The 8,859-nt window shown below is 34.7% G+C and carries 7 protein-coding genes, 2 tRNA genes and 1 other RNA gene; all 10 read right to left on the bottom strand.

Annotated features, from left to right (window positions below; all coding sequences use genetic code 11):
• Positions 1 to 432 precede the first annotated feature (432 nt).
• The 10 genes from recR to HMPREF3265_RS12015 all read right to left on the bottom strand — a co-directional run bounded on the left by recR (position 433) and on the right by HMPREF3265_RS12015 (position 8,820).
• On the bottom strand, positions 433 to 1,029 hold the full coding sequence (recR, locus tag HMPREF3265_RS12060; RefSeq protein WP_070442172.1) for a recombination mediator RecR: 597 nt from the start codon (positions 1,027 to 1,029) through the stop codon (positions 433 to 435).
• A gap of 6 nt (positions 1,030 to 1,035) precedes the next feature.
• Complete coding sequence (locus tag HMPREF3265_RS12055) at positions 1,036 to 1,353, bottom strand: YbaB/EbfC family nucleoid-associated protein (RefSeq protein WP_001213992.1); 318 nt, start codon at positions 1,351 to 1,353, stop codon at positions 1,036 to 1,038.
• 152 nt (positions 1,354 to 1,505) lie between these two features.
• Positions 1,506 to 3,221 (bottom strand): DNA polymerase III subunit gamma/tau, encoded by a 1,716-nt coding sequence (gene dnaX / locus HMPREF3265_RS12050; protein ID WP_070442174.1) that lies wholly within the window; start codon positions 3,219 to 3,221, stop codon positions 1,506 to 1,508.
• A 68-nt stretch (positions 3,222 to 3,289) separates the two neighbouring features.
• Positions 3,290 to 3,817, bottom strand: coding sequence for a GNAT family N-acetyltransferase (locus HMPREF3265_RS12045; RefSeq protein WP_070861745.1), 528 nt, complete (start codon positions 3,815 to 3,817; stop codon positions 3,290 to 3,292).
• A 306-nt stretch (positions 3,818 to 4,123) separates the two neighbouring features.
• An RNA gene (ffs, locus tag HMPREF3265_RS12040) (signal recognition particle sRNA large type) lies at positions 4,124 to 4,393 on the bottom strand.
• 90 nt (positions 4,394 to 4,483) lie between these two features.
• Entirely contained in the window at positions 4,484 to 5,209 is a 726-nt protein-coding gene (gene treR / locus HMPREF3265_RS12035; protein WP_037552567.1) for a trehalose operon repressor, read from the bottom strand.
• A 32-nt stretch (positions 5,210 to 5,241) separates the two neighbouring features.
• Positions 5,242 to 6,876, bottom strand: coding sequence for an alpha,alpha-phosphotrehalase (treC, locus tag HMPREF3265_RS12030; RefSeq protein ID WP_070861744.1), 1,635 nt, complete (start codon positions 6,874 to 6,876; stop codon positions 5,242 to 5,244).
• A 93-nt stretch (positions 6,877 to 6,969) separates the two neighbouring features.
• Positions 6,970 to 8,418, bottom strand: a complete 1,449-nt coding sequence (gene treP, locus HMPREF3265_RS12025; RefSeq protein ID WP_070442185.1) for a PTS system trehalose-specific EIIBC component — start codon at positions 8,416 to 8,418, stop codon at positions 6,970 to 6,972.
• Positions 8,419 to 8,616: 198 nt separating this feature from the next.
• Positions 8,617 to 8,709: transfer RNA gene (locus HMPREF3265_RS12020), tRNA-Ser, on the bottom strand.
• Between the two features lie 35 nt (positions 8,710 to 8,744).
• Positions 8,745 to 8,820: transfer RNA gene (locus HMPREF3265_RS12015), tRNA-Asp, on the bottom strand.
• Positions 8,821 to 8,859 lie beyond the last annotated feature (39 nt).

Genomic DNA, 8,859 nt, shown 5'->3' with positions numbered 1-8,859 from the left:
ACATATTGTCATTCAGTTTTCAATGTTCATTTTTATTACCACAAAAATTAATTATACTCGTTATTAACTTTAAAGTCAATAACTTTTTATTAATTTTTGAAGTGTTTTAATGTTCGTTGATTTGTTTCGTTCAACAAATATATACTATACAGGCTTTCAGTCGTTTTAACAATGGTAAAAATTACACTAACAATAATTAAAAATCTATATAAAACCTTAATAAACGAACTAAATATATATTTAAATAAATTATTGTTCGTATTTAAAAAGAAATTGGAATGTAATACCCTATATTCAACACTTTATTCACTCAAATAACAAACTTTAAAAAATTTACGATTTTTTTAAGATAAATTAAAAAATCGCTATTACAAATCGAAATATAACTTTAATAGCTATATTTACTGACAATTTGTAAATAGCGATCCTATTTTACATTTCTGTTCTTCCAGCTATTGCTTTAGATAAAGTAACTTCATCTGCATATTCTAAATCTCCACCTACTGAAAGTCCTTGAGCTAATCTAGTTACTTTAATTCCAATAGGTTTCACTAATCTAGATATATACATTGCTGTTGATTCACCTTCTAAATTAGGATTCATTGCCAATATTAATTCTTTAACCTCTTCATCTTTTAATCTATCTATTAAAGTTGGGATATTAATATCTTCAGGCCCAATGCCATCCATCGGGGAGATAGATCCATGCAATACATGATAGAGACCTTTGTATTCTCTCATCTTCTCCATTGCAATAACATCTTTATCATCTTCGACCACACATATAACTGAACGGTCACGTTGCTTATCTTCGCAAATATAGCAAGGGTCGTTTTCAGTTATATGTCCACATACACTACAATAGGTAAGCTCACGTTTAACATCTACCAATGCTTTAGCAAATTGGACTACATCGTCTTCTTTCATATCTAAAGTATGAAATGACAGACGTTGAGCCGTCTTGGGACCAATGCCTGGCAGTTTCATGAAACTATCTATTAATTTAGATATCGGTTCTGGATAATGCATCTATAATTACATTCCCGGAATGTTTAAGCCTTGTGTATGCTTACCTAAACGTTCTTGAGTTAATTCGTCAGCTTTGTTCATCGCTTCATTTGTTGCTGCTAAAACTAAATCCTGTAGCATTTCAATATCATCTGGATCTACTGCTTCTTCTTTAATTTCAACATCTACAACTTCTTTATGACCAGTAACTGTAACTGCTACCATGCCACCACCAGCTGTACCTACAATGCGTTCTTCTTTTAATTTTTCTTGTTCTTGAGCCATTTTCTTTTGCATTTTTTGCATTTGTTTCATCATTTGTTGCATATTTCCGCCACCGCGCATAATATCATTTCCTCCTTGAATGTATTGACATTATCTTTTAATTTATATTTTATTATACATACGTTTATATTTATTGTCATGTATCTCTGTTTCATGACCCATTTCGACAATTCACTAACTAAAGTAAGTTCATTCTATTCATAAAATAAATTCTATTCTTCGTCTATTAAATGAACTGTTTCTTCTCCAAATAAATCACGTGCTTTCTGTGCTACATCAGTGTCTTGTTGCTCTTCTCTATCATCAGATGGCGTTTGATGTTCTTCTTTATCATACTGTTTTCTATTATTAATATATTCTGTTCGCACTCTCATCCATTGATCTGAAGGGACCCCAACTACTTCAACATTCTTATTGATGATATTTCTTACTACATTTTCAATGCTAGTTCTTTTCTCATCATCTCTATTCACAATTTCACAGTGAATTTCTTCATCAAATTGAATTAATACTCGTTTTTCACTAGCAGCTACAGGAATTGAGTTTTGTAATAAACTTACTAATGATTTTTTATCATTCTTTTTCGCATAATCTACTACTTCTAGCCAATGTTTCTTCAATAATTGAATATCTTCTTTATTTGCTTCATCTAATACCTTAGCAATATTTGTCATTGAAAATGTGCCTTTATTCTGACGTTTACCACGTGTGTTTGCTTGTGATGATTGTTGTTTAGAACTTGCTTGAGCAATACCTTGTGCTTTAAGTGTTTTCAGTTCATTTTCTAATTGTTCCATACGTTGCAATAACACTTCGTTATTAGGTTGTGATGCAACTTGAGTCGTTGCTACATTAGTAACGGTATCAGGTTGTGATTTCACCATTTCAGCAATTTTCACTAATAGTACTTCAAAGTGAACATTTTGATTCACACTAAATCGTATTGAAACTAATGTATCATTAATAATATCAATCATATGATAGAGCATGTCTAAATCAAAATTCATTAACGCATCAAATTCAGCGTGATTATTTACAGTTTTATTCATAATTGTATCGCGAACAAAATAAATCATGTCATTTATAAGACGGTTAACTTCTTTTCCTTCAGAAATAAATTGATGATAGCGTGTAAATGCATTTTTAACATTACCATCAACGACATCTTTAAATAATTCATTTAAAGCCGCTTCATCTACACTACCTGTTACGTCTAATGCGTCTTGTAGCGTAAGGTGCTCATCACCAAATGCGATAGCTTGGTCCATGATACTTAATGCATCTCGCATTCCACCTTCAGATGCTTTCGCAATAAACTCAAGTGCTTCATTATCATAATCTAACTGTTGTTCTTCAGCGACAAAGCGTAAACGATCAGTAATTTGTTCAGTACCAATCGCTTTAAAGTCAAAACGTTGTGCACGCGAAATAATTGTAGGCGGGATTTTGTGTGGTTCAGTTGTAGCAAGGATAAATATGGCATGTGCTGGTGGTTCTTCAAGCGTCTTTAATAGCGCATTAAAAGCCCCAGTTGTTAGCATATGTACCTCGTCAATAATATACACTTTATATTTCGACTCACTAGGTGCATACTTCACTTTATCTCTAATATTTCGAATCTCATCTACACCATTATTACTCGCAGCATCAATTTCGATAACATCACCATTCGTACCTTGTGTAATGCCTTTACATATCGCACATTCATTACATGGTTCACCGTCTTGAGGATTTAAACAGTTTATCGCTTTAGCAAATACTTTAGCAATACTAGTTTTACCAGTCCCACGAGGCCCACTAAAGATATAGGCATGAGACTGTTTACCTTTGGAAATGGCGTTACGTAACGTCTTAGTTACATGTTCTTGACCCACAACATCTTGGAAACTTTGGGGTCTAAACATTCGATACAAAGCTTGATAATTCACATCCGCACCTCCGTTAACAATTACTCTACATTATATCACGCATTATCATCTAAGTTTCAATGAATTTATTAAGTCATATCAGCATCTTGAACAATGCCATGGGGGTATTCATCCAGTTGATTCCATAAGAATTTCACACGCAAAGCGGATGGATTGGTTTCTTTTGAAAAAATATTATGTTTGTCCGCCGGTTCATAACCTACTTCTTCGAAATATGCCGGGCAACATCCCACAACAATAGTCGTATAATGTTGAGATTTAGCACGTTCTTCAACAGCTTGAACTAAAGCTTTACCTAATCCCTCATTACGATATGGTTTATCTACTATAAGAGAAGCTAATTCCAAAGCTTTGTACCGTTGATCATCCGCCTTTAGGTTAATTTCACTGAGCATGATGTGCCCTATAATATCGCCAGCTTCATTTTTTGCAATCACTTCAAGTTCATAATTATAGTTTAATGCTCTGCGTAATCTTGAAATGAGTTCTCTTTGCTTTTGACCAACACCTTGATCTTTGTCATCGTAACTTGATTCAATCTTATTTAATGTTTCAATATAATCCATTTCAGTTAATGTACTTAAGAACAGTCGCATAATGACACCCCTTTGATTAGTCCGAGCGGTCCCCATTTTATATTCGAACAAACCACTTTCCCATTTTATACTCATTCATACATATTCTATACAAAAAACGAGCCTGGGACAAAATCAATGTCTCAGGCTACAATTATATATTGGCAGTAGTTGACTGAATTAAAACTACACTTATAACAAGCATTTTTAATTTTAGTCAATCTTGCCAGGGCAGGACAATGAATTCATAAAAATTCCTGTCCTACTCCTCACTTAAATTTATATTTAAAATTTTATTTGTCTCGGTTAGTTTAAAATATTAAAAAACCGTACACCTTCGAATCGAGTGTGTATCACAAACGTTACCGAAGTCGACAGCTAAATCTCGGCTACCCTACGGCACATATGAGGATCCACTTAATGCTGCTTCCGTCAGGACCTGACATGATTCATGGGTTCATATTGCATAGGACCGAAATCTTCAAACACTACGTGCTTCGGGCAGACTTCACAAAAACACACCCTCAACAAAGGAATTAAGTCTCGCATAAAGCGGATTTCGAGTACAGGGAACCGCTACCTCCCCACCTAGCACGGTAAGTTTTATAATACTATAAACTTTCTTCAGATTGCAAGCGTAAAGTTTAAATTAGTAATTCAATGAATCGAAACCAGTACAATTTCATCTTATAATTTGTGTCGTCTTGAAAATTCTTGGAATTTAAACTCTGTCGCTAAATGCTTCGACACATTGTATTGGAATGGCATCGTATTATTTAAATAAACGACACTTCTCACTGTTGCGGTATATGGCGGTTGTATTTTCCCAAAAACATCATATTCTCTTTCAGTAAAAGGCTCAAAGGTAATCGACTTACTTGAATAACTGATATCTAATCCTAATTGCGTTTCTAAGTAATGATATATAGAATCTTTTGCCACTGAATTCGAAATATCGGATACTATTGAAGTTAAAAAGTAATCTTCATCCAAAATTTTGACCTTTTGATTGACATTTCTCGTGCGTACTACATGGATTAGTACATCATCATTACTAATATTCAATTGCTTTTTAACATGAGGAACTGAGTTTGCTTTAACCAATTCGTTAATGAGCACTTCCGTTTCATGCTTGAGACCAAGTTCCTCTTGCACTTCTTTGAAGCTAATCAATTCTGAGAACGGAAACTCCGTGATACCTTGATCTATTACAATGGACCCCTTACCCCTAATTTTTTGAATCATGCCATCATTTGCTAATAAATCTAATGCTTTTCTAACAGTCTCACGTGACGCTCCGTACAGCGTTAATAATTCATGTTCTGAAGGTAGTTGTTGTCCGTATGTATATTCGCCCTCATGTATTCGTTGTTTAAGTTGTTCATATATTGTTATGAATTTTTGTGTTGCCATTTGTTTCTCCATTACATCAACCTATTTACTTTTTATTGAACATTAATCACTACTGCACCAAATGGAGATATTTCACCATTTTCTATTGTACCGCTTTGAATTATCGTCGTCCCCTCACTATTAAGGTCTTCAGGTAATTTTATTGTTTCTTTTGAAAAGTTAGCAACGACTAGCCACGTTTGGTTGTCATAATTTCGACGATAAATGAATAACTGTGGATGTTCCATATACATCGGCTCGATATCACCATACGTGATGATATCGTGTTCATGACGTAATTTGATAAGTTCGCGATACGTGTGTAGTACAGAGGTAGTATCTTCGATTGCCGCTTCTACATTAATGTGTTCTGTATTGTTAGGAATATCAATCCATGGCGTACCTGAAGTGAAACCTGCTTGTTTCTCCGATGTCCATTGAATAGGTGTTCTAGAATTGTCACGTGATTTTTGACCTAAAATTGTTAGAACTTCACTTTCATCAATACCTTGTTGCACTAGATTATCGTAAGCATTACGCGACTCGACATCGCGATATTGCTGAATAGAATCAAAGTGTGGATCTGTCATGCCAATTTCTTCACCTTGATAGATATAAGGTGTTCCTTGCAACATGTGTAATGCGATTGCCAACATTTTAGCACTTGCTTGACGATTCTCTTCTGTAGAATCATCGCCAAAACGAGAAACAACGCGTGGCTGATCATGATTACACCAGAAAATCGCATTCCATCCTCCACCTTCAAATATTCCAATTTGCCAATCCATCAAAATTTCTTTTAATTTTAAAAAGTCTAATTTAGCGTTCGACCACTTTTCTCCATCGACATAATCTACTTTTAAATGATGGAAATTAAAGACACTACTTAACTCTTGTCGATCTGGTCTTGTATAATTGATACAGTTATCAATTGTTGTAGAGGACATTTCTCCTACCGTCATCATATCTTTATCACCAAACGTATGACGATTAAGTTCATGGAGATATTCATGTACACGTGGACCGTCAGTATAAAATTCTTTACCAATTTGTGGTGAATCTTTAAATTCACCTTTTGAAATAAGATTAATTACATCAAAGCGGAAACCATCTACACCAAATTGAATCCAATGATTAACAACCTCATATAAAGATTGTCTAACCTTTTCATTATCCCAATTTAAATCTGCTTGTGTAACATCAAATAAATGTAAATAATATTCATCCGTCTTCTCATCATATTGCCAAGCATTTCCACCAAACTTAGATTCCCAATTAGTTGGAGGGCCATCTTGAGAAGGCTTGAAGTAATAATAATCACGATAAGGGTTATCTTTAGAACTAATCGCTTCTTTAAACCATTGGTGTTCTGTAGATGTATGATTAATAACTATATCTAACATGACTTTTAAATCACGCTTATGCGCTTCGCTTATTAAAGTTTCAAGATCTTCCAATGTACCAAAGCGTTCATTTATTTTTAAATAATTACTAATATCGTACCCATTATCATTCATTGGGGATTCATAAACAGGAGTTAGCCAAATATAATCGACGCCTAAATATTGAATATAGTCCAACTTCTCAATAATGCCATTTATATCACCCTCACCATTACCTGTAGTGTCGTTAAATGATTTAGGATAAATTTGATAAACTACCGATTGCTTCCAATCTTTATGTGCCATAGATAGTCACCTTCCATTTAATTATAGTTTTATATGCATTAAAGACGCTCAAACACTTAACATGTGAAATTTGAACGTCTTCATTTATATTAATTATTTCGCTACAGCTTCGTCTGGCGTTGCCACCATTTTTTTAGCTTTAATTGTTGTAAATCTTGCAAAGATGATTGTCAAAATAGCTGGTATCACCATGGCAAGTAATGTGACTGGTATATAAATGAACCAAAATTCACTGTGGATTGATATGAATGCTGGAACACCACCTACACCAACACTGCCTAACACCTTATTAGCGCCAATAATGGCACCTAAAACGCTTGATGTACAAATAGCAGCGAAGAAAGGTACTTTTAACGGTAAGTTTACACCAAACATTGCAGGCTCTGTAACACCTAAAAATGATGATACACCTGAAGTTAATGCTAAACCTTCTTCTTTTACCATTTTACGTCGTTTATAAATAAACCATGCTCCAAAAGCAGCCGAACCTTGGCAAATATTAGAAATCGCAACGATAGGCCATAAATATGTACCACCTAGTTTACTACCCATTAATTGGAAATCTACTGCTAAGAACATATGGTGTAATCCTGTAATAACAAGTGGTGCATAAAAGAAACCATAAAGTGCACCGCCTAACCAACCAGCGTGCTCAAAGACAAATTGTACTGCTCCAGTTATACCTGTACCTACTGCAAGTGCAATCGGACCAATAATAATAAATGCTAAGAAACCTGTTACGAGTAGCGCTACTGGTCCAACAACCAACATTTTAATAGAATCATGAACAACTTTATTTAATGTTTTTTCAATGAGTGATAAGACATAGGCCGCAATTAAAACAGGCAACACTTGACCTTGATAATTTAATTGCTTAATTTCTAAGCCAAAAAGATTCCATGTCGGAATATGTCCTTTAGCAATATCGTATTGTGAGACTAATTGTGGATGCATCAAAATAAGCCCTAGTACCAATCCCAAAATAGGACTGCCACCAAACACTTTCATACTACTCCAACCAATTAAAGCTGGTAAGAAGATAAATGCTGTACTTGCAATTACGTTAATAATATTTGATATATCACCTAACTGCGGAAACTGTTCCACAAGTGGTTTAGGACCAAATAAGTCTTTCATGGTAAGTAAATTATTAATCCCCATTAAAAGACCCGCTGTAACTAATGCCGGTAAAATCGGTATAAAAATATCTCCCAATAATTTTATAAGTCGTTGTAACGGATTACCTTTCTTCGATGCAGCAGCTTTTGCATCATCTTTTGACGATTCTTCTACACCCGTTTCTTGAATAAATTGCTTATATACTTCGTCTACAGTACCAGGCCCAATAACAATTTGGTATTGGTTATCCGCTTTAAATTGGCCTTTGACAAGTGCGTTGTCGTCTAATGCATCTTTGTCGACTTTATTGTCATCTTTTAAAACTAAACGCAATCGAGTAACACAATGTGTTGCAGTGTCAATATTTTCTTTCCCACCAATTGCTTTAACGATGTCTTGCACGTCTTTTCTTTTTACAGCCACACCCTTCACTCCCTTGTTTATAATAACTCAAGTATAACTTGTCTAGACAAGTTTTGTAAAGGTTTTCATTATTGTGTGCTAATTTGTGCATTAAATTTATCACTGACTTCGGAGGCAATAAAAAAGACAAGTACTCAATATGTTATAAATTGAGTACTTGTCTTTTTTATATTTATTAGTCTTGGATTTTAATTATAATGGCGGAGGAAGAGGGATTCGAACCCCCGCGGCCCGTTAAGGCCCTGTCGGTTTTCAAGACCGATCCCTTCAGCCGGACTTGGGTATTCCTCCACTAATTAAATGTAAATTACTATAAAATTATTAAATGGCGGTCTCGACGGGAATCGAACCCGCGATCTCCTGCGTGACAGGCAGGCGTGTTAACCGCTACACTACGAGACCTAAAAAATGGTGACTCCTACGGGACTCGAACCCGTGTTA

It is taken from the genome of Staphylococcus sp. HMSC62B09 (assembly GCF_001839115.1).
Lineage (GTDB): Bacteria > Bacillota > Bacilli > Staphylococcales > Staphylococcaceae > Staphylococcus > Staphylococcus haemolyticus.
Note: the sequence above shows the minus strand (reverse complement) of the source record. Positions and strands in the feature narration are given on the sequence as shown.

Excerpts from the sequence above, each read along its gene's own strand:
- HMPREF3265_RS12055 (WP_001213992.1), bottom strand. The coding sequence starts at position 1,353 with ATGCGCGGTGGCGGAAATATGCAACAAATGATGAAACAAATGCAAAAA.
- treC (WP_070861744.1), bottom strand. The coding sequence starts at position 6,876 with ATGGCACATAAAGATTGGAAGCAATCGGTAGTTTATCAAATTTATCCT.
- HMPREF3265_RS12045 (WP_070861745.1), bottom strand. The coding sequence starts at position 3,817 with ATGCGACTGTTCTTAAGTACATTAACTGAAATGGATTATATTGAAACA.
- treR (WP_037552567.1), bottom strand. The coding sequence starts at position 5,209 with ATGGCAACACAAAAATTCATAACAATATATGAACAACTTAAACAACGA.
- recR (WP_070442172.1), bottom strand. The coding sequence starts at position 1,029 with ATGCATTATCCAGAACCGATATCTAAATTAATAGATAGTTTCATGAAA.